This is a genomic window from Pantoea phyllosphaerae (assembly GCF_051025595.1).
In the GTDB taxonomy this organism is placed as follows: Bacteria; Pseudomonadota; Gammaproteobacteria; order Enterobacterales; family Enterobacteriaceae; genus Pantoea.
In genome coordinates, this window is sequence record NZ_JBPFDE010000013.1 from 86,992 (window position 1) to 108,903 (window position 21,912).

Here is a 21,912-nt window from a genome sequence, read left to right on the forward strand (position 1 = left end):
CATCAACTCAAAGGTCGCGTAAGCGACCTTCTTCTTAATGCGCGTCGATAAAGGCGATTTTCAACACAAACAGCAGCGCCACCACCACGACACAGGGGCTAATTTCGCGCCAGCGGCCGGTGCCAAGCTTCATCACGCAGTAGGCGATAAAGCCCAGTGCGATACCCTCGGTAATGGAGAAGCTGAACGGCATCATCGCCGCGGTCACGAAAGCCGGCACCGCTTCGGTGAGATCGTCCCAGCGCACGCGAGACAGGCTGGCGGTCATTAGCACGCCGACGTAGATCAGCGCGCCTGCGGCCGCATAGCCCGGCACCATCGCCGCCAGCGGCGACAGGAACATCACCAGCAGAAAAAGCACGCCGGTCACCACCGCCATCAGGCCGGTGCGGCCGCCGATCGCCACGCCGGACGAACTCTCGATGTAAGCGGTCACTGACGAGGTACCCGCCAGCGCGCCGGTGACGGAGCTGAAGCTATCGACAAACAGCGCCTGCTTCATACGCGGAAACGTGCCGGTCTCATCGGTCAGACCCGCTTTATCGGTTACGCCAATCAGGGTGCCGGAAGAGTCGAACAGGTTAACCAGCATAAAGGAGAAGATAACGCCCGCCATGCCGATATTGAATGCGCCTTTGATATCCACCTGCCCGACCACGCTACCGATCGCAGGCGGCGCGGAGAAAAGGCCGACAAACTTCACATCGCCCAGCGCCCAGCCGATAGCCGTGGTGATCACCATCGAGATCAGCACCGCCGCATGGATATTGCGCGACGCCAGAATGGCGATGATAAAGAAGCCGAGCGCGCCGAGCAGTACGCTGTGCGAGGTAAGATTGCCGACAGCAGCGATGGTATCGGGATTCGCAACGATAATGCCGGCGTTCTTCAGCCCCATCATGGCGATAAACAAACCGATACCGGCGGTGATGCCGACGCGCAGGCTCAGCGGGATATTGGCAATCATCCAGTAGCGCACGCGCAGCAGCGTCAGGATCAGCAGCCCCAGCGCGCCCCAGAAAATCGCGCCCATGCCTACCTGCCACGAATAGCCCATTGCGCCCACGACCACGAAGGCGAAAAAGGCGTTGAGCCCCATCGCTGGCGCCAGCGCCACCGGCAGATTGGCGAACAGGCCCATCAAAATACTGCCGAATGCAGCGATAAGGCAGGTGGTAACGAATACCGCCTGGGTATCCATGCCTGCCACGCCAAGAATCTGCGGATTAACAAAGACGATGTAGACCATCGTCAGGAAAGTGGTGATACCGGCAATAACTTCGGTGCGCACCGTGGTGCCATGTTCCTGTAGCTTAAAAACGCGCTGCAAAAGGCCTTGTTTACTCATGCCAACGATCCTGATGAAAAGAAGTCGGCGCGTATCCTGACCGCTTTGCAGCGGCAATACAATGATTTTTCGCAACCGTTTCCGGGATCGCAATCTGCGTCGATTAGGTTAAAGTGTGTGCTCTCTCGAAAACAGAAGGAGTGCGACAGATGGCAGTAGAGTGCGTGTTTTTTGACTGTGACGGCACCCTGGTGGACAGCGAATTGCTCTGTACCCAGGCGTACGTCAACACCTTTGCCCGCTACGGAATTAGCTGCTCGTTGCAGGAGATGTTCGAAAAGTACAAAGGCGTTCAGCTCTACGACATTATTCGCGACGTCGGAGAAACGCATCACACCACGCTGCCGCAGGCGACGTTTGAAACCGACTATCGCGCCGAGGTGGCGCGCCTGTTTGACGCGTCGCTGACGGAAATTCCCGGCGCGAAAGCGCTGGTGGAGAAACTCACCGTGCCGATGTGCGTCGTCTCCAACGGCACGGTAAAGAAGATGCAGCACTCGCTGGGGCTGACCGGCATGCTGCCCTGGTTTCGCGATCGCCTCTACAGCGGCTACGACATTTCGCGCTGGAAGCCCGATCCTGCGCTGATGCATTACGCCGCCGAACAGATGCAGGTGCCTGTCGAGCGCTGCATTCTGGTGGACGATTCCGAAGCGGGCGCCCGCGCGGGCGTCGCGGCGGGCATCCCGGTGTTTTACTACTGCGCGGACGCGCACAATCCTGAAATCGATCACCCACTGGTGACGCGCTTTACCGATATGGCCGCGCTGCCCGCGCTGTGGCGCGCGCGCGGCTGGCAGCTGGTCACCGACTGACCCTTTACGCTTTAGCCAATCGCGCCCAGCGAATCGTCGTTGCCCTGCTTTTTCGGCAGCAAAAAGAGCGTGGCGACGATATCCAGCAGGTAGATTAGCGCCAGCAGCGTGATCGCCGCGGTAAATGAAATTTTCGTCGCCAGCAGGCCGATCACCAGCGGGCCGAAGCCGCCGACGCCGCGCCCGAGGTTGAACAAGACGTTCTGCGCCGTGGCGCGCGCCTGGGGCGGGAAGGTGTCGGAGATCAGCGCGCCGTAGCCGCCAATCATGCCATTGACGAACATGCCCATCAGCGCGCCGGTAAACAGCATCACGGTGGGATCGCGCAGCTGCGCGTAGATCACCACCATCGCCACGGCGCCGAACTGATAAAGCAGGAAAATCTTCCAGCGCGCAAAGCGGTCAGCCAGCACGCCGAACAGCCAGATGCCGAAGGTCATGCCGACCACGGTGACCGCGGTCCATAATCCCGATTTGGTCAGGCTGAAGCCGAAGTTAGCGGAGAGATAGCTCGGCATCCAGATCATCAACCCGTAATAGCCGAAGTTCTGCACCGATGTCAGAATAAAGATGCCGAGGCTCGCTTTCGCCGTGGCGCGATCCTGCACCAGCATTTTCAGGCGCGCGGCGAACGACAGCGACGGCGTCAGCGTAGCCTGTCGGGTAAAGGCCTCCGGCTCGCCCATGCTGCGCCGCAGCATAAAAGAGAGCAGCGCAGGCAGCAGACCCACCAGAAACATGCCGCGCCAGCCGATAACGCCCAGCAGCGGCGGCGTGATAAAGGCCGCCAGCAGCACGCCAAGCTGCCAGCCAATGCCGACCCACGCCGAGGCGCGGTTGCGCTTTTCCGCCGGCCAGGCTTCAGCGATCAGCGCCATGCCGATGCCGAACTCGCCGCCCAGCCCCATGCCCGCCAGCGTGCGGTACGCCAGCAGATCCCAGTAGCCCTGCGCCACCGCGCACAGTCCGGTGAAAATCGAGAACATCAGAATGGTGACGGTGAGGATGCGAATGCGGCCAAAACGATCGCTGAGATGGCCGAAGAGAATACCGCCCACCACCGCGCCAACCAGCGTCCAGGTAACCAGCGAGCCCGCCTGCGATGGATCCAGCGCCAGCGACAGGCTAATCGCCGGCAGCATAAACCCCAGGATCAGCAGATCGAATCCATCCATCGCGTAACCGCTGACCGCGGCCAGCATCGCCTTTGCAGGCGTCACGCTCTGCTTACTGCGGGAAAGAGACATGAATCAGCACCTTGATAGAGAAAAAAGTGCGCCAAGTATATAAAGGAAACGGTTGCGTGGAACAGCAAAAGCGGCTCGCCGTGCGCCAGCCAGCGCACGGCAGAGGATCATCAGGAGGGTTTGTTGGAGCCGTCGTCGCCGGAGAGCAGCTCATCCAGCTTATCGCCGCCGACGTGGCGGAAATCCTGACCTTTTACGAAGTAGAAAATGATTTCGCAGATGTTCTGACAGCGGTCGCCGATACGCTCAATGGCGCGGGCGCAGAACAGCGCGGTCAGCACGCTCGGAATAGTACGCGGATCTTCCATCATGTAGGTCATCAGCTGACGCACGATGCCCTCGTACTCTTTGTCGACCTTCTTGTCTTCGCGGTAGATCTGAATCGCTTCGGTAAGATCCATGCGCGCGAAGGCGTCCAGCACGTCGTGCAGCATCTCCACGGTATGACGGCCCAGCGACTCCAGGCTGACCAGCAGCGGCATATGCTGCTGACCGAATTTCTCCAGCGCGGTGCGGCTGATTTTTTCCGCCACGTCGCCGATGCGCTCCAGCTCGGAGATGGTTTTGATGATCGCCATCACCAGGCGCAGGTCGCTGGCGGTGGGCTGGCGTTTGGCGATGATGCGCACGCAGGCCTCATCAATCTCCACTTCCATCATGTTGACCTTCTGGTCGCCGTCGATCACGCGCTGCGCCAGCTCGCCGTCAAGATTGTGCATCGCGGTGATGGCGTCGGTGAGCTGCTGCTCTACCATGCCGCCCATAATCATCACCTGGGTGCGAATGTGCTCCAGCTCCGCATTGAACTGACCGGAGATATGCTTGTTCAGATTGAGGTTATCCATGTTTATCTCCTGAAATCAGCCGTAGCGGCCGGTAATGTAATCTTCGGTCTGTTTCTGCGCCGGCTTGGTGAACAGCCTGTCAGTATCGCTGAACTCAATTAGCTCGCCCAGATACATAAAGGCGGTATGGTCGGAACAGCGCGCCGCCTGCTGCATATTATGCGTCACGATGACCACGGTATAGTCCTGCTTCAGTTCGGTGATCAGCTCTTCGATACGGCCGGTGGAGATGGGGTCCAGCGCCGAACAGGGCTCGTCCAGCAGCAGCACTTCCGGGCGAATCGCGATACCGCGCGCGATGCACAGACGCTGCTGCTGGCCGCCCGAAAGACTGTATCCGCTCTGATGCAGCTTGTCTTTGGTTTCATTCCACAGCGCCGCTTTGCTCAGCGCCCACTGCACGCGCTCGTCCATATCGGCACGCGACAGCTTTTCGAACAGACGCACGCCAAAGGCGATATTGTCGTAGATCGACATCGGAAACGGCGTCGGTTTCTGGAACACCATGCCGACGCGCGCGCGCAGCAGAGCGATATCCTGGCTGGAGGCCAGGATGTTGTCGCCATCCAGCAAAATGTCGCCTTCGGCGCGCTGCTCCGGATAGAGCGAGTACATTTTGTTGAAGGTGCGCAGCAGGGTTGATTTGCCGCAGCCTGACGGACCGATAAACGCGGTGACCTGGTTTTTCGCGATATCCAGGTTGATGTTCTTCAGCGCGTGAAATTTGCCGTAGTAGAAGTTCAGGTTACGCACCTGAATTTTACCGCTGTTGGAAGTCGCGATACTCATTGCTCGTCTCTCTTAAACGGCGCCGCGCCAGGCAGCGCCGAAGGTTAACCGTGTTTGCTCTTGGTGAAAATTACGCGCGCCAGAATATTCAGCAGCAGCACGCAGAGCGTGATAATCAGCACGCCCGCCCAGGCCAGGCTCTGCCACTCGGCAAAGGGGCTCATCGCGAACTTAAAGATGGTGACCGGCAGGTTCGCCAGCGGCTGCATCATGTCGGTGGACCAGAACTGGTTCGACAGGGCGGTAAACAGCAGCGGCGCCGTTTCCCCCGCGATACGGGCGATCGCCAGCAGCACGCCGGTCAGGATGCCCGATACCGACGCCTTCAGCGTAATCGCGGAGATCATCTTCCATTTGGGCGTGCCGAGCGCGTAGGCCGCTTCGCGCATGCTGTCTGGTACCAGCCGCAGCATATTTTCAGTGGTGCGGATAACGATGGGGATCTGCAGCAGCGCCAGCGCGATCACGCCCGCCCAGCCGGAGAAGTGATGCATCTGCGCCACCACGATGGTGTATACGAACAGGCCCACCACGATCGACGGCGCCGAGAGCAGAATATCGTTGATAAAGCGGATGACTTCCGCCAGTGCCGACTTGCGGCCATATTCCGCCAGATAGACGCCCGCCAGGATGCCCAGCGGCGTGCCGATCACCGTCGACCACAAAATCAGCAGACCGCTGCCCGCCAGGGCGTTGGCCAGACCGCCGCCAGCGGTATTCGGCGGCGGCGTCGATTCGGTGAACAGCGACCAGCTCAGCCCGTCGACGCCGCGCGTGACGGTGGTGAAGAGGATCCATATCAGCCAGAACAGGCCAAAGGCCATGGTCAGCAGCGACAGCGTCAGGGCGATCTTATTCTTGGTGCTGCGCCAGGCCTGCATTTTGCGACGCGACGCGTCCAGTTCGGCGCGAGCCTGCAGTTCAATCGTCGTCATGAGCGCGCTCCTTCACTTTTCGCCAGGCGCAGGATCATCAGCTTGGAAATGGCCAGCACGATAAAGGTGATAACAAACAGGATCAGCCCCAGCTCCATCAGCGCGGCGACATGCACGCCCGACTCAGCTTCGGCGAACTCATTTGCCAGCGCAGAGGTGATGCTGTTGCCCGGCATAAACAGCGAGGCGCTGTCGAGCTGGTAGGTGTTGCCGATGATAAAAGTCACCGCCATGGTTTCGCCCAGTGCGCGCCCCAGGCCGAGCATCACGCCGCCAATCACGCCGTTTTTGGTGAACGGCAGCACGATGCGCCAGATCACTTCCCAGGTGGTGCAGCCGATGCCGTAGGCAGACTCTTTCATCATTACCGGCGTCTGCTCGAACACGTCGCGCATCACTGAGGCAATGTAAGGAATGATCATGATCGCCAGAATGACGCCCGCCGCCAGGATGCCGATGCCGAAGGCCGGGCCAGAAAAGAGCGCGCCGACAAAGGGGATATTCGACATGATTTCGCCGACCGGCGTCTGGAAATATTCGGCAAACAGCGGCGCGAAGATAAACAGGCCCCACATGCCGTAAACGATGCTGGGGATTGCCGCCAGCAGCTCAATGGCGGTGCCGAGCGGACGGCGCAGCCAGCCCGGCGAGAGCTCTGTCAGAAACAGCGCGATGCCGAAGCTCACCGGCACGGCGATAATCAGCGCAATCAGCGAGGTCACGAGGGTGCCGTAGATAGGCACCAGCGCGCCAAATTCTTCGTTCGGCGCATCCCAGGTTTTGTTCCACAGAAAGGAAAAGCCAAATTTCTGGATGCTTGGCCAGGAGGAGAAAATCAGGGAGACGATAATGCCGCCCAACAGCAACAGGACAATCAGCGCAGCCAGTTTAACCAGCGCGCCGAAAATCATGTCACCTTGCTTACCGGGGGCTTTGAATGCCGGCTTCGTTGCAGCCATAGAAGTCTCATTCTTCAGAGGTTGTCAGGGCGGCGCAGGGCCGCCCTTCTCGATCTGGCCGGACGCGCGTCCGACCGGAGTTGTTCGCTTACTGGTAAAGCGCTTTGCCAGAACTGTCTTTGATATTGGCTTTCCAGGCGTCGCGGATCTGCTGAGTTACGCTGTCCGGCAGGGTGGCGTAATCCAGGCTGGTTGCGGTTTTGTCGCCATTTTTGTACGCCCAGTCGAAGAACTTCAGCACTTCACTGCCCTTCTCGGCGTTAGCCTGATCTTTGTAGATCAGAATGAAGGTGGTTGAGGTGATCGGCCAGGCGTCGTTGCCTTTCTGGAAGGTCAGGTCCTGAGCAAAGGATTTGCTCCAGTCTGCGCCTTTCGCCGCGTTAGAGAAGCTGGTTTCGCTGGGTGCGACCGGCTTGCCGTCCGCATCGACCAGTTTGGTGTAGGTCAGGTTGTTCTGCCTGGCATAGGCGTATTCGACATAGCCGATTGAACCCGGCAGACGCTGTACGAACGCCGCGACGCCGTCGTTGCCTTTGCCACCCAGGCCAGCTGGCCAGTTAACGGTGTTGCCTTTACCGATTTTGCTGTTCCACTCTTCGTTGACCTTCGCCAGGTAGCTGGTGAAGACGAATGAGGTGCCAGAACCATCTGCGCGGCGCACCACGTTGATGTTGGTATCGGGCAGTTTCACGCCAGGGTTCAGCCTGGTGATGGCCGCGTCGTTCCACTTTTTAATTTTGCCCAGATAGATGTCGCCAACGGTTTTGCCGTCGAGGGTCAGTTCGCCTGACTTCACACCCGGGATATTGACGGCCAGTACGACGCCGCCAATGACGGTCGGGAACTGAAACAGGCCGTTTTTCTGCAGGTCTTCATCTTTCATCGGCGCATCTGATGCGCCAAAATCCACGGTTTTTGCGATGATCTGCTTCACGCCGCCGGATGAACCAATGCCCTGGTAGTTGATTTTGCTACCGGTGGCTTGCTGATATTCTGCTGCCCACTTGGCATAAACCGGCGCCGGGAAAGTCCCGCCCGCGCCCGTCAGATCGGTGGCTGCAAAGGCAGAAACCGCGCTTACGGCGAGAGTGGCGGTAAGGATTCGGGCTACGGTGCTACGCATCAGTGTCATGTTCCCTCCAGGGGAGTTAATCTCAGGCTTGAGGCCGTTGTAATTGGAGTCAGTGATTGCTGCAGGAGGGAAAATAGGACAGTTTGATGACAGTGAAATGTAGAAAATGTGACAGATTTATGACAGAACGCAGGGGGAAAAGGGAGTGAAAAAGCATGACGGGCAGTTTAACACGCGTTCTCCTCCGTGCCCGTCATTTGTGCGGAAAACTGACCGCTATTCTGCTGCCATCGCCATACGAATCACCCCTGCGGATTCGCTTTGCGGTAATGCCAGCACGTTGCGCCATAAATCCTTATACAGATTGCAGGCGATCTTTTCTTTGCCTGTCCCTTTGCGCGGATCGCCTAGTATTTCCAGATCCTGGCCATATTTCGGCACCATCATTTGTATGACTTTTCGCGCACTCTGCTGCGCCTGTTGTTGCTCTTCGCGGGTTACGCTGTGTCGGTTGGGGCCCCAGGCAGCACGCATCATCGCGACATCAGCACTCATCCGCTGTCTGGTTATACTTTCAGGAATGATTTTCGTGGGGTTAATCCCGCCCTTAACGTCAGGAAAAAGGAACCGGTAGCAGGCATCATCACTGACCCGCTGGACGGCCTCAATCTGAGCAACATTAACCTGCATAACCGCCACAACCCGATCATCCGGTGCCAGTGCCAGACGACTTTTCTGGATGGCCAGAATTTGCGGCTGAATATAGTCAATAACCTGCTGCTCGCTTTTACCTGCTTTGATCATGGCCGCAGACTGGGCACGCATTTGCTCGAACTTCTCGGGCTCCTGCTCTTTCAATACTTGCCAGGTTGGCATGGTTGCTATGGCAGCATCCAGCTGCTGTTCCACATTCTGGTTAGCCTGATTTTTAAGGTAATGCGCATCCAGTACGTTCCAGACCACAATTGCCGTTAGGGTCAGCACGACAGCACCGACTCGCCCAACCCAGCCCTTTTTGCGTATCAGCGCAACTACCGCTGTAATAACGGCGCCCGCATAGCCAGCCAGAAGTACATGCGTCCAGTTCATAGTGCTTATCCTTGTGTTTTTAGTACTGCCAGAGAATCGTGATGGTTTGAGGTGCTAAAACGAGCACGCAGGTTTGCCCTGAGTTGGCGGGCTTTCGGCATATAAAAAATCCCGGCCAGATGACCGGGAGGGCATTATTTTAAACAAAATCAGAAGCGGTAACCAACCCCAATGTTAAAGCCGTTTATTGCCACGTTTTCATTATATTTTACACGTGTGTTTTCGTATCCGGCGGATACGAACAGAGAGGCTGTCGGGTTGATAATTGCCCCTGTGCCACAGGCAAAACACCTTTTATTATCGCCAATACTTTAAGCATATCGTGACGTGTAGATAACCCGCTCTTTTACTCTTGTATTAGCAGCCCCGCAGGCACATACAGGCTGGCATAATCATTAATATAATACGAAGGCCCCGCCAGGAAAGAGTAATATCTAAACGTTCTAGCCGCTCGTTTCGTCAGGATATTGAACGCGAAAAGAATAATCATCACCTTACTTCCTGCACATCTGTGCAGGGGTTAGCTTCCTGCTCTTAAGCACGGTATAACCGATGCTCCAGGCAACACTATCTATGTTTATAACAAAATTCCTTGCTGTGAAAACGGATTATGCAGAGGAATATCTCAGCGCCCAAAACGCAGATTCTGCTTCACTTCTTCTAATGGTGAGGCATTTACCGTGATGATAATTTGTTGTTCCTTTTGCATCAGCCGATCCGGTCATGCTGGCTTTTGCGCGCGTCAGCATAGATATAAACCATGATAAAAAATAACCTTTTCAAACATAATCCCAGCAGTATAAAACTCATTAACGCCACAAAAAATCACATCAAAAATAAAATGAGCGATAGTCGACTAGCGAGTAGAACGTCGCCATTCAGGGAAAGGGTTTATCACTACACCATATTTACATGCATAATTAGTAAATAATAAAAAACCCGGCTAACTCGCCGGGCCTGGTATTCATTTAATATAACGACACGCTTTACTCTACCGTCACTGACTTCGCCAGGTTACGCGGCTGATCCACGTCGGTGCCTTTAATCAGCGCGACGTGATAAGAGAGCAGCTGCAGCGGCACGGTGTAGAAAATGGGCGCGATCACCTCCTCCACGTGCGGCAGGGAGATAATCTTCATGCCGTCGCTGTCGCTGAAGCCGGCGTCCTGATCGGCAAACACGTACAGCAAGCCGCCGCGCGCGCGCACCTCTTCAATATTGGACTTCAGCTTTTCCAGCAGTTCGTTGTTCGGCGCCACCACGATCACCGGCATATCGGCATCGATCAGCGCCAGCGGACCGTGCTTCAGCTCGCCAGCGGCATAGGCTTCCGCGTGAATATAGGAGATCTCTTTCAGCTTGAGCGCCCCTTCCATCGCGATCGGATACTGATCGCCGCGGCCGAGGAACAGCGCATGATGCTTGTCAGAGAAATCTTCCGCCAGCAGTTCAATACGCTTGTCCTGCGCCAGCATCTGCTCGATGCGGCTTGGCAGCGCCTGCAGGCCGTGCACGATTTCATGCTCGGTGTCTGCCGACATACCGCGCAGGCGGCCTACTTTCGCCACCAGCATCAGCAGCACGGTCAGCTGCGTGGTAAAAGCCTTGGTCGAGGCAACGCCGATTTCGGTGCCCGCTTTGGTCATCAGCGCCAGATCTGACTCGCGCACCAGCGAGGAGCCCGCGACGTTACAGATCGCCAGCGAACCGAGGTAGCCCAGCTCTTTGGTCAGGCGCAGCGCCGCCAGCGTATCGGCGGTTTCGCCAGACTGCGACAGGGTGATCAGCAGGCTGTTTTTGCGCACGGCAGATTTGCGGTAGCGGAATTCAGAGGCGATCTCGACGTCGCAGGGAATGTTTGCCAGCGACTCGAACCAGTAGCGCGCCACCATACCGGAGTTGTACGAGGTACCGCAAGCGATGATCTGAATATGCTCGACCTGGCTCAGCAGCGCTTCGGCGTGCGGCCCCAGCTCGCTGAGATCGACTTCGCCATGGCTGAAACGACCGGTTAAGGTGTTTTTAATCGCCATCGGCTGTTCGTAAATCTCTTTCTGCATATAGTGGCGATACAGACCTTTATCACCCGCGTCATACTGCACGCTCGATTCAATCTCAGCGCGCTGCACCGCGTTGCCCGCACGATCGACGATAGTGACGTCGCGACGGCTAATCTCAGCGATGTCGCCCTCTTCCAGATAGATGAAGCGGCGCGTCACCGGCAGCAGCGCCAGCTGATCGGAAGCGATGAAGTTCTCGCCGACGCCGCGACCAATCACCAGTGGACTGCCCGAACGTGCGGCCACCAGCAGCGACGGATCGCGGCTGTCCATGATCACCATGCCATAGGCGCCGCGCAGCTGAGGAATGACGCGCAGCACCACCTCGCGCAGCGTGCCGCCCTGTTTCTGCTCCCAGTGCACCAGATGCGCCACCACTTCGGTGTCGGTTTCAGATACGAAGCGATAACCGCGAGCGATCAGCGCTTCACGCAGTGGTTCATGGTTTTCGATAATGCCGTTATGCACCACGACGATCTGCCCGGAGACATGCGGATGCGCGTTGGCCTCCGACGGTTCGCCGTGCGTTGCCCAGCGCGTATGCGCAATGCCGGTGCCGCCGATCAGCGGCTGCTGCTCAGCAGCCTCCGCCAGCATCTGCACTTTGCCGACGCGACGCAGTCGCGTCACATGGCCCTGACGATCAACCACGGCCAGACCGGCCGAATCATAACCGCGATACTCGAGGCGACGCAGGCCTTCCAGCAGAATCTCTGCGATATCGCGCTGCGCTACTGCACCTACAATTCCACACATAAATGTTATTCCTGACCTGATGGCTTTCGACCATCTTTCGTTGTCATACGACCTGATAACCGGCTTTGCCGGGCTCCCCGAGCCTTGTAGAGAGTGGGGATTATTATTGTGTTACTGCGGCGGCCAGCACGCGGCTGGCCGCTAAAAATTACTTTTTCTTCGCCGGACGCTGCCAGTCCGCTTTGCTGTTCTGCTCTTTGCGGTTGTAAACCAGCGCCGCTTCGGTAACGTCTTTCATTACCGTGGTGCCCGCCGCGATAGTCGCGCCCGCCGCCACGCTGACCGGCGCCACCAGCTGCGTATCGGAGCCGACAAAGACGTTATCGCCGATAAGGGTTTTAGACTTGTTCGCGCCATCGTAATTGCAGGTGATGGTGCCTGCGCCGATGTTGACGTTGGCGCCAATCTCCGCGTCGCCGAGATAGCTCAGATGTCCCGCCTTCGAACCTTTGCCCAGCGTCGCCTTCTTCATTTCGACGAAGTTCCCGACGTGGGCGGCCTGCGCCAGTTCGCTGCCTGGACGCAGACGGGCGAAAGGCCCAACGGTGCAGTCGGCGGCGAGGCGTGCATCCTCGATCACTGACCAGGGGCTGATTTCGCAGTCATCGCCAATGACGCTGTTTTTAATGATGCAGCCCGCGCCGATTTTCACGCGGTCGCCAAGGCTGACCTCACCTTCGATAATGACATTAATGTCAATCTCGACGTCACGACCGTGGCGCAAAACGCCACGCAGATCAAACCGCGCCGGATCGCGCAGCATCACGCCCGCCAGCAGCAGTTTTTCCGCCTGTTCGCTCTGATAAACCCGCTCCAGCGTCGCCAGCTGCAGGCGGTTGTTAACGCCGTCGGTCTCGCTGACGCGCCCCGGGTGCACCGCGTTAATCTGTTGCCCTTCCTGATGCGCCAGCGCAATGATGTCGGTGATGTAGTATTCGCCCTGCGCGTTGTTATTGGTGAGCTGCGCCAGCCAGCGCTTCAGATCGCCACCGTTGGCGATCAGGATGCCGGTATTGATTTCGGTGATCTTCAGCTGCTCGGGCGTGGCGTCTTTCTGCTCGACAATGCCGACGATAGCGCTGTTTTCGCGCACGATGCGCCCGTAGCCGCTGGGATTATCCAGCACCACCGTCAGCAGGCCGATGCCGCCTTCAGGTTTGGCGTCGCGCAGACGCTGCAGCGTCTCTTGAGAGATCAGCGGCACGTCGCCGTAGAGCATCAGAATATCTTCGTCGTCAGCGAATGCGGGAGCAGCCTGCTGCATGGCGTGGCCGGTACCGAGCTGTTCCGCCTGCAGCACCCAGTTGAGTGAGGGCTCGCTCAGCGTCGCCTTCAGCCGGTCACCGCCGTGGCCGTAGACCAGATGAATATGGCGCGCACCGAGGCCAGTGGCGGCGTCGATCACGTGCTGTACCATGGGTTTGCCTGCAAGGGTATGCAGAACTTTGGGCAGATCGGAATACATACGGGTTCCCTTGCCGGCAGCAAGGATCACCACGCTCATTGCGCTGTTAGACATAACCATCCTGACAGAGTTTTTGACATGCGAAAGTTAAACGGTTTACCCCTGAGATTACTACATTTTTCTCAGGTCGAAATTAGGCGCGCGCAGGTTGAAGTGCGGGCAAAAAAAATGCCAGCCCAAAGGGCTGGCATTTCGTGACGCATAAAGCCTGATTACATCGCTTTTTTGGTCAGCTCGATCACGCGCAGTTTAGCAATGGCTTTCGCCAGCTCCGCAGAAGCCTGAGCGTAGTCCACGTCGCCGTGGCTGCTGTTCATATGCTCTTCTGCTTTGCGTTTCGCTTCCAGCGCACGCGCCTCGTCCAGGTCGGTACCGCGAATTGCGGTATCGGCCAGAACGGTGGTGCTGCCCGGCTGCACTTCCAGCACGCCGCCAGAGAGGTAGATAAACTCCTCTTCGCCGTGCTGCTTCACGATACGGATCATTCCAGGCTTGATGGCAGTCAGCAGCGGCGCGTGACCAGGGAAAATACCCAGCTCGCCTTCGCTACCTGACACCTGAATTTTCTGCACCAGGCCAGAGAACAGCTGTTTCTCTGCGCTGACGACGTCCAGGTGATAAGTCATAGCCATATCTGTCCTCCCGGGAAACCGTTATTACAGTTTCTTCGCTTTTTCCACGGCTTCTTCGATAGCGCCGACCATGTAGAAAGCCTGCTCCGGCAGATGGTCGAACTCGCCGTCCATAATGCCTTTAAAGCCACGGATAGTGTCTTTCAGCGTAACGTATTTACCTGGCGCACCGGTGAAGACTTCAGCAACGAAGAACGGCTGAGACAGGAAGCGCTGAATCTTACGCGCGCGTGCCACCAGCAGTTTGTCGTCTTCAGACAGCTCGTCCATACCGAGGATGGCGATGATGTCTTTCAGTTCCTGGTAACGCTGCAGCAGAGACTGCACGCCGCGCGCAACGTCGTAGTGCTCCTGGCCAACCACCAGCGGATCCAGCTGACGGCTGGTGGAATCCAGCGGGTCAACGGCCGGGTAGATACCCAGAGAGGCGATCTGACGGCTCAGCGTAACGGTTGAGTCCAGGTGGGCGAAGGTGGTCGCCGGAGACGGGTCAGTCAAGTCATCCGCAGGGACGTAAACGGCCTGTACGGAGGTGATTGAACCGGTCTTGGTGGAGGTAATACGCTCCTGCAGCACGCCCATCTCTTCAGCCAGGGTCGGCTGGTAGCCTACCGCTGACGGCATACGACCCAGCAGTGCGGAAACTTCCGTACCGGCCAGGGTGTAACGATAGATGTTGTCGATGAACAGCAGAACATCGCGGCCTTCGTCACGGAATTTTTCCGCCATGGTCAGACCGGTCAGTGCCACGCGCAGACGGTTACCCGGCGGCTCGTTCATCTGGCCATACACCAGCGCAACTTTGTCGATTACGTTGGAGTCGGTCATTTCGTGGTAGAAGTCGTTACCCTCACGAGTACGCTCGCCCACGCCGGCAAATACCGAGTAACCTGAGTGCTCAGCCGCGATGTTACGGATCAGCTCCATCATGTTTACGGTTTTACCTACGCCCGCGCCGCCGAACAGGCCGACTTTACCGCCCTTGGCGAACGGACACATCAGGTCGATAACCTTGATGCCGGTTTCCAGCAGTTCCTGCGAGTTGGACTGGTCTTCATAAGAAGGCGCCGCGCGGTGAATAGAGGAGATCTCTACTGCACTGCCGTCTTCTTCTTTGATGTCGCCTTTCATGTCGATCGGCTCGCCCAGCACGTTCATGATACGGCCGAGGGTGGCTTTGCCCACCGGAACCTGGATCGGTTTTTTCAGGTCAGCAACTTCCAGACCGCGCTTCAGGCCGTCAGAAGAACCCATGGCGATGGTACGAACCACGCCGCCGCCCAGCTGCTGCTGAACTTCCAGCACCAGACGAGCATCACCATTCTTAACCTCAAGGGCGTTGTACACTTGCGGTACCGCGTCCTGAGGGAATTCGACGTCAACTACGGCGCCGATAATCTGGACAATCTTTCCAGCTGCCATCTTGAATCCTCTACCTAATTCTTACCTGGTTAAACCGCGGAGGCTCCCGAGACGATCTCGGTGAGTTCCTGGGTGATGCTGGCCTGACGAGCTTTGTTGTATACCAACTGCAGCTCTTTGATCAGATTTCCGCCGTTGTCGGTTGCGGCTTTCATCGCCACCATACGCGCGGCCTGTTCGCTGGCCAGGTTTTCCACCACACCCTGATAAACCTGCGATTCGACATAACGACGCAGCAGGGTATCCAGCAGCGCTTTCGGATCGGGCTCGTACAGGTAATCCCAGGTCTTCGCCTTCATCTCTTCTTCACCTTCCGCTGGCGGTAACGGCAGCAGTTGGGTAATGGTCGGAGTCTGAGACATGGTGTTATTGAACTTGTTGCTGACGACATACAGCTTGTCGATGCGACCTTCGTCGTAAGCCTGCAGCATCACTTTTACCGGGCCGATCAGATCGGACAGGGCAGGTTTATCGCCCATGCCGGTGACCTGAGCCACGATGTTGCCGCCTACGGAGCCGAAGAACGCCAGACCTTTGGAACCGATGATCGACAGATCGCTCTGCACGCCTTTATCGGACCAGGCCTTCATATCTGCCAGCAATTTTTTGAACAGGTTAATGTTCAAACCACCACAAAGCCCGCGGTCAGTCGAAACGACCAGGTAGCCGACGCGCTTAACGTCGCGCTCTTCCAGGTAAGGGTGCTTGTATTCCAGATTTCCTAACGCAAGGTGACCAATCACTTTGCGCATGGTATCTGCATACGGACGGCTGGCCGCCATGCGTTCCTGCGTTTTACGCATTTTGGAGGCGGCGACCATTTCCATCGCTTTGGTGATCTTCTGCGTGTTTTTCACGCTTCCAATCTTGTTACGTATCTCTTTTGCGCCGGCCATTAGCTTCTCCTCAAAGCCTTGCGGCCTGCCTTTTCAGACAGGCCGCCAGACATTACCAGGACTGGGTTGCTTTAAACGTGTCGAGCAGGCCTTTCAGCTTCGCTTCGATATCGTTGTTGTAGTTACCAGTTTGGTTGATTTCCTGCATCAGCTCGGCGTGGTCGCGGTCTGCGAACGCCAGCAGGGCAGCTTCGAAGCTAAGGATTTTCGCCAGTTCAACGTCGTTCAGGTAGCCGCGCTCGGCAGCAAACAGCACCAGACCCTGCTGCGCAACGGACATCGGCGCATACTGTTTCTGTTTCAGCAGCTCGGTCACTTTCTGACCGTGGCTCAGCTGTTTGCGGGTCGCGTCATCCAGATCGGAAGCGAACTGCGAGAACGCCGCCAGCTCACGATACTGTGCCAGTGCGGTACGGATGCCGCCGGACAGTTTCTTGATGATCTTGGTCTGAGCAGCACCACCAACACGCGATACGGAGATACCTGGGTTAACCGCCGGACGAATACCGGAGTTGAACAGGTTCGATTCCAGGAAGATCTGACCATCGGTAATCGAGATTACGTTGGTCGGAACGAACGCGGAAACGTCGCCCGCCTGAGTTTCGATGATCGGCAGCGCGGTCAGTGAACCGGTTTTACCTTTAACTTCGCCGTTGGTGAAACGCTCAACGTAGTCAGCGCTGACGCGTGACGCGCGCTCCAGCAGACGAGAGTGGAGATAGAACACGTCGCCCGGGAACGCTTCACGGCCCGGCGGACGGCGCAGCAGCAGAGAAATCTGACGGTAAGCGACAGCCTGCTTGGACAGGTCATCGTATACGATCAGGGCATCTTCGCCGCGGTCGCGGAAGTATTCGCCCATGGCGCAGCCGGAGTAGGGCGCCAGGTACTGCAGTGCAGCGGATTCAGACGCGGACGCAACCACCACGATGGTGTTCGACAGTGCGCCGTGCTCTTCCAGCTTGCGCACCACGTTAGCGATGGTAGAAGCTTTCTGACCGATCGCGACGTACACGCATTTGATGCCGGAGTCGCGCTGGTTGATGATCGCGTCGATCGCCAGTGCGGTTTTACCGGTCTGACGGTCGCCGATGATCAGCTCACGCTGGCCACGACCGATTGGAATCATCGCATCGACAGATTTGTAACCGGTCTGAACCGGCTCGTCGACTGACTGACGGTCGATAACGCCCGGTGCGATCACTTCAACCGGCGAGAAGCCGTCGTTGTCGATCGCGCCTTTGCCGTCGATTGGCGCACCCAGGGTGTTCACCACGCGGCCCAGCAGGCCACGACCGACCGGCACTTCCAGAATACGACCGGTACACTTAACCTTCATGCCTTCGGCGAGGTCAGCGTACGGGCCCATGACCACGGCGCCGACTGAGTCGCGCTCAAGGTTCAGGGCGATAGCATAACGGTTGCCCGGCAGGGCGATCATCTCACCCTGCATAACATCGGCCAGGCCGTGTACGCGGATGATACCGTCGCTTACAGAAACGATTGTACCTTCGTTGTGAGCTTCGCTCACGACATTGAACTGAGCAATGCGCTGCTTGATCAGTTCGCTGATTTCGGTGGAATTCAGTTGCATATGCTCCAGTCCCCTTAAGACTGCAAGGCGTCTGCCAGACGCTCGAGACGGCCGCGCACGCTGCCATCAATCACCAGATCACCCGCACGGATGATCACGCCTGCCATGACAGACTTATCAATTTTGCAATTCAGCTTAACTTTGCGTGACAGACGTTTTTCCATCGCGGCGCTGATGTTAGTCAGCTGGCTGTCACTCAGCGTAACGGCAGAAATCACATCCACTTCCGCAGTCGCCTCATAGGCGTCACGCAGGTGAATGAACTGCTCGAGTACAGCTGGAAGCGCGGTCAAACGTCCGTTCTCTGCCATCACCTTAATCAGGTTCTGGCCGTGTTCATCTAATTGATCGCCGCAGACGGCAATGAAAGAAGCCGATAACGCTTCCGGCGCCAGCGCGCCAGAGAGAAGATCGGCCATTTGCTCATTGCGTGCTACGGTCGCGGCAAACGCCAGCATGTTTTGCCAGCGCTCGATGCTTTGATGCTCAACAGCAAAGTCAAAAGCTGCTTTGGCGTAGGGGCGAGCTACAGTAATCAGTTCAGACATCAGCCCCTCCCTCCTTACAGTTCAGCGACCAGTTTATCAACGATGTCGCTGTTAGCAGCTTCATCCACGGAACGTTCGATGATCTTCTCGGCGCCAGCCATTGCCAGCAACGCGACTTGCTTACGCAGCTCTTCGCGAGCACGTTTACGCTCGGCGTCGATTTCAGCCTGCGCCTGCGTCACGATGCGGTTACGTTCGTTCTCGGCTTCAGTTTTCGCTTCGTCCAGAATCTGAGTACGGCGTTTGTTCGCCTGCTCGATAATGACCTGAGCTTCTTCTTTAGCTTTTTTCAGCTGGTCGGTCACATTGGCCTGCGCGAGATCCAAATCTTTCTTCGCGCGTTCAGCAGAAGCAAGGCCTTCAGCAATTTCTTTCTGGCGCTTTTCGATGGCAGCCATAATCGGCGGCCATACGTACTTCATGCAGAACGCGACGAACAGGATAAACGCGATGGCCTGGCCGAGGATTGTTGCGTTAATGTTCACAGCACAATGCCTCTAATTAAGTTGTTAACTTTTCTGCCGATATCTTCACGATAAGCGGCAGAACCGTTCATCATCGCACCCGGTGCCATGATGAACCAGGAGCGACAGGCTTTAGGCGACAGCAAACATCACATAGAGACCCAGACCAACAGCGATCATCGGGATTGCATCCACCAGACCCATTACAACAAAGAACTGCGTACGCAGCAGAGGGATCAGATCCGGCTGGCGCGCGGCGCCTTCCAGGAATTTACCTCCGAGGATGCCGATACCGATCGCAGCACCGATTGCCGCCAGGCCCATCATCACAGCGGCAGCCATGTACAGCAGATCCATATTCAGGTTTTCCATGACAGTCTCCAGTTTGTTTCAGTTAAACGCTTAGTGTTGAGAAAAAAATCAATGTTCTTCAGATGCCATCGACAGATAGACAATCGTGAGGACCATGAAAATGAAAGCCTGCAACGAGATGATCAGGATGTGGAAAATGGCCCACGGCACATTCAGCACCCACTGCGACCACCACGGCAACAGACCGGCAATAAGGATAAAGATCAGCTCACCCGCATACATGTTGCCGAACAGACGCAGACCGAGTGAAACCGGTTTGGACAGCAGGCTAACACCTTCAAGGATCAGGTTGATGGGGATGAAGATCGGGTGATTAAAAGGCTGCAGCGTCAGCTCTTTCGCGAAGCCGCCTACACCTTTCATTTTGATGCTGTAGAACAGAATCAAAATAAATACGCCCAACGCCATAGACAGCGTGATGTTCACGTCTGCGGACGGCACGACGCGCAGCGCCGGCAGGCCCAGCCAGTGCTCGCCGATGTACGGCAGCAGGTCGATAGGCAGCAGATCCATGAAGTTCATCAGGAAGACCCAGACGAAAATCGTCAGAGCCAGCGGGGCGATAAGTTTGCTTTTACCGTGGTACATGTCGCGCACGTTGCTATCAACGAAGCCGACAACCAGTTCGATAGCAGCCTGCATTTTCCCTGGCACGCCGCTGGTAGCGCTCTTCGCCACTTTGCGGAACAACACCAGGAAAATGAATCCCAGCACCAGAGAGAAAAACATAGAATCGATATTTAATACCCAAAACGTCGCGGGAGCGTCGTGAGCATTCACTAACTCGAAGGTACGCAGGTCCAACTGAAGATGCGTCAGATGGTGACCGATGTACTCTTGAGGAGTTTGAGTTTCTCCTGCAGCCATGATGCCTTTTACCCTTTGTTGTTAATTACCGCCGGTGCCAACATCTGAACCACCAGCACCGATAACCAGGTTATCCCGAGCGGCCAGAAAACCACCCTGAAAACACCCAACGCCACAATGAGCAACGCGATAGTTGCGATGACCTTGCCGATTTCGCCGAGAGCGAAACTCCACGCAACCCGCCCGGAAGCCGGGGATTGCCCTTGCAGGCGCCAGGCTAAAAACATGAACAACACGTTCGGCAGCCAGGCTGCCGCTCCACCAGCCAGCGCAGAGACGCCCCAGGTGACATCTTTCAGGGCAAAGAGAGCGCCGATGATGAGCACAGTCACCAGCTGGATAACCAGCACGGTTCGGGCGAATTTTACACTGTAAAGAGACACTGACATGGCGCTGTTACTCCCCTGCCCCATAAGGGGTATGTCGCGTGTCGTATAAGACTGCCTTTACTCACTCGAGTCAAGCAGCAAAAGCCGTGCAAATTATACGGGCCGCACCTGCGATTTCAATCCGTAAGTAGCCAAAAGGTGAACAATTATTTAAATTTCTTTCCGAACGGCTATTTTTCCAAAGATTGCCAGGCGAAATTATGGACCTGCGCCGTGCTAATTTGGCTTCAGGCTTGCATTTAAAGCGTGCTTTAGATCACATTCTAAACACTGCCCGCCTGCTCAAATTTGCTGACGAGCAAGAGTGACGTCTATTAAATCGCCATTAAAACCTTTAAAAACAGCCGGATAATATTTTCGTCACCTCAAGCTCACCTTATTTTCGATAAAAACAGCTGATTGACATCACAGAGTGCGGCAAGAACGTTAAATTGATATTACGCACGCGGCGTTATTACCCCGATATATTTTCCAGCGTGATTATCTGCGCGCCCTGCAGAAGCGGTAGAAGTGATCTTCCTGATAAACAAATGTGAATTAATCGTTAAATGTAACAGAGCTTTTCGGATAATTTCCGGCAAGCCTGTTAACGTAATTTTGCTGCCGTCGCGTTTAAAATCGCCGTGTGCTGAGATATCAACTGGCGATTTTATGAGCAGCGCATTGAGTAAGCCAAATGCCTTTGAACGCCTTAATCCCTACGCTGTTTAGGGCTATTCGCGTCCGATGATCACCAGGTGACGCTCGCCGTCCAGCTCGGGGACCTGTAGCGCTTCGACAGCAACCAGACGAAAGCCGGCCGGCAGGCTGGCAATTTCATCGTCGGGACGCACCCCTTTCAGCGCATAAAATTGTCCCTGCGCGGAAGGCAGATGATGGCACCAGTTCACCATATCCTGCAGCGAGGCGAACGCGCGGCTGATGACGCCGTCGAACGGCGGCTCGGAGGGAAACGCCTCTACCCTGCTCTGCACCGGCGTGATGTTAGACAAGCCCAGCTCATGCTGAACCTGACGCAGGAAACGCACGCGCTTGCCCAGGCTGTCGAGCAGCGTAAAGCGCGCCTGCGGCAGTACAATTGCGAGCGGAATGCCGGGCAGACCCGGTCCGGTGCCCACGTCGATAAAGCGTTCGCCCTTCAGATGAGGCGCTACCACGATACTGTCGAGGATATGGCGCACCAGCATCTGCTGCGGATCGCGCACTGACGTCAGGTTATAGGCTTTGTTCCACTTATCCAGCAGGCCGACATAGGCGACCAGCTGCTCTTTTTGTTGATCGGAGAGGGAAATACCGGCTGCCTTTAGCAGCGAAGCGAGTTTTGTGATCACAGCATAAATCCAGTCAG

21 protein-coding genes are annotated in these 21,912 nt (G+C 56.6%); 1 reads left to right on the forward strand and 20 read right to left on the reverse strand.

The window, feature by feature from the left end; all coding sequences use genetic code 11:
- Positions 1 to 34: 34 nt before the first annotated feature.
- Positions 35 to 1,348, reverse strand: coding sequence for an NCS2 family permease (locus ACR6A7_RS16685; protein ID WP_434126190.1), 1,314 nt, complete (start codon positions 1,346 to 1,348; stop codon positions 35 to 37).
- Between the two features lie 149 nt (positions 1,349 to 1,497).
- On the opposite strand from ACR6A7_RS16685, the gene yieH reads away from it, so the two are divergent.
- Positions 1,498 to 2,163, forward strand: a complete 666-nt coding sequence (gene yieH, locus ACR6A7_RS16690; RefSeq protein WP_434126192.1) for a 6-phosphogluconate phosphatase — start codon at positions 1,498 to 1,500, stop codon at positions 2,161 to 2,163.
- Positions 2,164 to 2,174: 11 nt separating this feature from the next.
- On the opposite strand, the gene ACR6A7_RS16695 is transcribed toward yieH, so the two are convergent.
- The 19 genes from ACR6A7_RS16695 to rsmG form a co-directional block, all read right to left on the reverse strand.
- The gene (locus ACR6A7_RS16695) at positions 2,175 to 3,410 is read right to left on the reverse strand and encodes an MFS transporter (RefSeq protein WP_434126194.1); all 1,236 of its coding nucleotides are present in this window, start codon (positions 3,408 to 3,410) and stop codon (positions 2,175 to 2,177) included.
- A gap of 110 nt (positions 3,411 to 3,520) precedes the next feature.
- Entirely contained in the window at positions 3,521 to 4,255 is a 735-nt protein-coding gene (gene phoU, locus ACR6A7_RS16700) for a phosphate signaling complex protein PhoU (RefSeq protein ID WP_033755423.1), read from the reverse strand.
- A 15-nt stretch (positions 4,256 to 4,270) separates the two neighbouring features.
- Positions 4,271 to 5,044, reverse strand: a complete 774-nt coding sequence (gene pstB, locus ACR6A7_RS16705) for a phosphate ABC transporter ATP-binding protein PstB (protein ID WP_120457711.1) — start codon at positions 5,042 to 5,044, stop codon at positions 4,271 to 4,273.
- 44 nt (positions 5,045 to 5,088) lie between these two features.
- On the reverse strand, positions 5,089 to 5,979 hold the full coding sequence (gene pstA, locus ACR6A7_RS16710; RefSeq protein WP_434126195.1) for a phosphate ABC transporter permease PstA: 891 nt from the start codon (positions 5,977 to 5,979) through the stop codon (positions 5,089 to 5,091).
- On the reverse strand, positions 5,976 to 6,938 hold the full coding sequence (pstC, locus tag ACR6A7_RS16715; protein ID WP_434126197.1) for a phosphate ABC transporter permease PstC: 963 nt from the start codon (positions 6,936 to 6,938) through the stop codon (positions 5,976 to 5,978). The genes pstA and pstC overlap by 4 nt, the downstream gene beginning before the upstream one ends.
- 88 nt (positions 6,939 to 7,026) lie before the next feature.
- Positions 7,027 to 8,070, reverse strand: coding sequence for a phosphate ABC transporter substrate-binding protein PstS (gene pstS / locus ACR6A7_RS16720; RefSeq protein ID WP_434126199.1), 1,044 nt, complete (start codon positions 8,068 to 8,070; stop codon positions 7,027 to 7,029).
- 216 nt (positions 8,071 to 8,286) lie between these two features.
- Positions 8,287 to 9,099: a cytochrome c-type biogenesis protein gene (locus ACR6A7_RS16725; RefSeq protein WP_434126201.1), complete on the reverse strand. Its 813-nt coding sequence runs from the start codon at positions 9,097 to 9,099 to the stop codon at positions 8,287 to 8,289.
- Between the two features lie 986 nt (positions 9,100 to 10,085).
- Complete coding sequence (glmS, locus tag ACR6A7_RS16730) at positions 10,086 to 11,915, reverse strand: glutamine--fructose-6-phosphate transaminase (isomerizing) (RefSeq protein ID WP_434126203.1); 1,830 nt, start codon at positions 11,913 to 11,915, stop codon at positions 10,086 to 10,088.
- Between the two features lie 148 nt (positions 11,916 to 12,063).
- Positions 12,064 to 13,434, reverse strand: coding sequence for a bifunctional UDP-N-acetylglucosamine diphosphorylase/glucosamine-1-phosphate N-acetyltransferase GlmU (glmU, locus tag ACR6A7_RS16735; RefSeq protein WP_434126205.1), 1,371 nt, complete (start codon positions 13,432 to 13,434; stop codon positions 12,064 to 12,066).
- 158 nt (positions 13,435 to 13,592) lie between these two features.
- Positions 13,593 to 14,012, reverse strand: coding sequence for a F0F1 ATP synthase subunit epsilon (locus tag ACR6A7_RS16740; protein WP_033755408.1), 420 nt, complete (start codon positions 14,010 to 14,012; stop codon positions 13,593 to 13,595).
- 24 nt (positions 14,013 to 14,036) lie between these two features.
- A complete protein-coding gene (gene atpD, locus ACR6A7_RS16745) occupies positions 14,037 to 15,434 on the reverse strand; it encodes a F0F1 ATP synthase subunit beta (protein ID WP_434126207.1) in 1,398 nt (465 codons plus the stop codon).
- A 29-nt stretch (positions 15,435 to 15,463) separates the two neighbouring features.
- Positions 15,464 to 16,330 carry a F0F1 ATP synthase subunit gamma gene (atpG, locus tag ACR6A7_RS16750; RefSeq protein ID WP_033755402.1) on the reverse strand — a complete coding sequence of 289 codons (867 nt, stop codon included), beginning with the start codon at positions 16,328 to 16,330 and terminating at the stop codon, positions 15,464 to 15,466.
- A gap of 52 nt (positions 16,331 to 16,382) precedes the next feature.
- Positions 16,383 to 17,924 carry a F0F1 ATP synthase subunit alpha gene (gene atpA, locus ACR6A7_RS16755; RefSeq protein ID WP_120457695.1) on the reverse strand — a complete coding sequence of 514 codons (1,542 nt, stop codon included), beginning with the start codon at positions 17,922 to 17,924 and terminating at the stop codon, positions 16,383 to 16,385.
- A gap of 14 nt (positions 17,925 to 17,938) precedes the next feature.
- The gene (gene atpH, locus ACR6A7_RS16760) at positions 17,939 to 18,472 is read right to left on the reverse strand and encodes a F0F1 ATP synthase subunit delta (protein WP_434126209.1); all 534 of its coding nucleotides are present in this window, start codon (positions 18,470 to 18,472) and stop codon (positions 17,939 to 17,941) included.
- 14 nt (positions 18,473 to 18,486) lie between these two features.
- Entirely contained in the window at positions 18,487 to 18,957 is a 471-nt protein-coding gene (gene atpF, locus ACR6A7_RS16765; protein ID WP_033792955.1) for a F0F1 ATP synthase subunit B, read from the reverse strand.
- Between the two features lie 111 nt (positions 18,958 to 19,068).
- Complete coding sequence (gene atpE / locus ACR6A7_RS16770; RefSeq protein ID WP_003849523.1) at positions 19,069 to 19,308, reverse strand: F0F1 ATP synthase subunit C; 240 nt, start codon at positions 19,306 to 19,308, stop codon at positions 19,069 to 19,071.
- Between the two features lie 48 nt (positions 19,309 to 19,356).
- A complete protein-coding gene (gene atpB, locus ACR6A7_RS16775) occupies positions 19,357 to 20,175 on the reverse strand; it encodes a F0F1 ATP synthase subunit A (RefSeq protein ID WP_434126213.1) in 819 nt (272 codons plus the stop codon).
- A gap of 8 nt (positions 20,176 to 20,183) precedes the next feature.
- The gene (atpI, locus tag ACR6A7_RS16780) at positions 20,184 to 20,564 is read right to left on the reverse strand and encodes a F0F1 ATP synthase subunit I (RefSeq protein ID WP_434126214.1); all 381 of its coding nucleotides are present in this window, start codon (positions 20,562 to 20,564) and stop codon (positions 20,184 to 20,186) included.
- A gap of 713 nt (positions 20,565 to 21,277) precedes the next feature.
- Positions 21,278 to 21,895 (reverse strand): 16S rRNA (guanine(527)-N(7))-methyltransferase RsmG, encoded by a 618-nt coding sequence (gene rsmG, locus ACR6A7_RS16785; RefSeq protein ID WP_434126215.1) that lies wholly within the window; start codon positions 21,893 to 21,895, stop codon positions 21,278 to 21,280.
- Between the last annotated feature and the right edge of the window lie 17 nt (positions 21,896 to 21,912).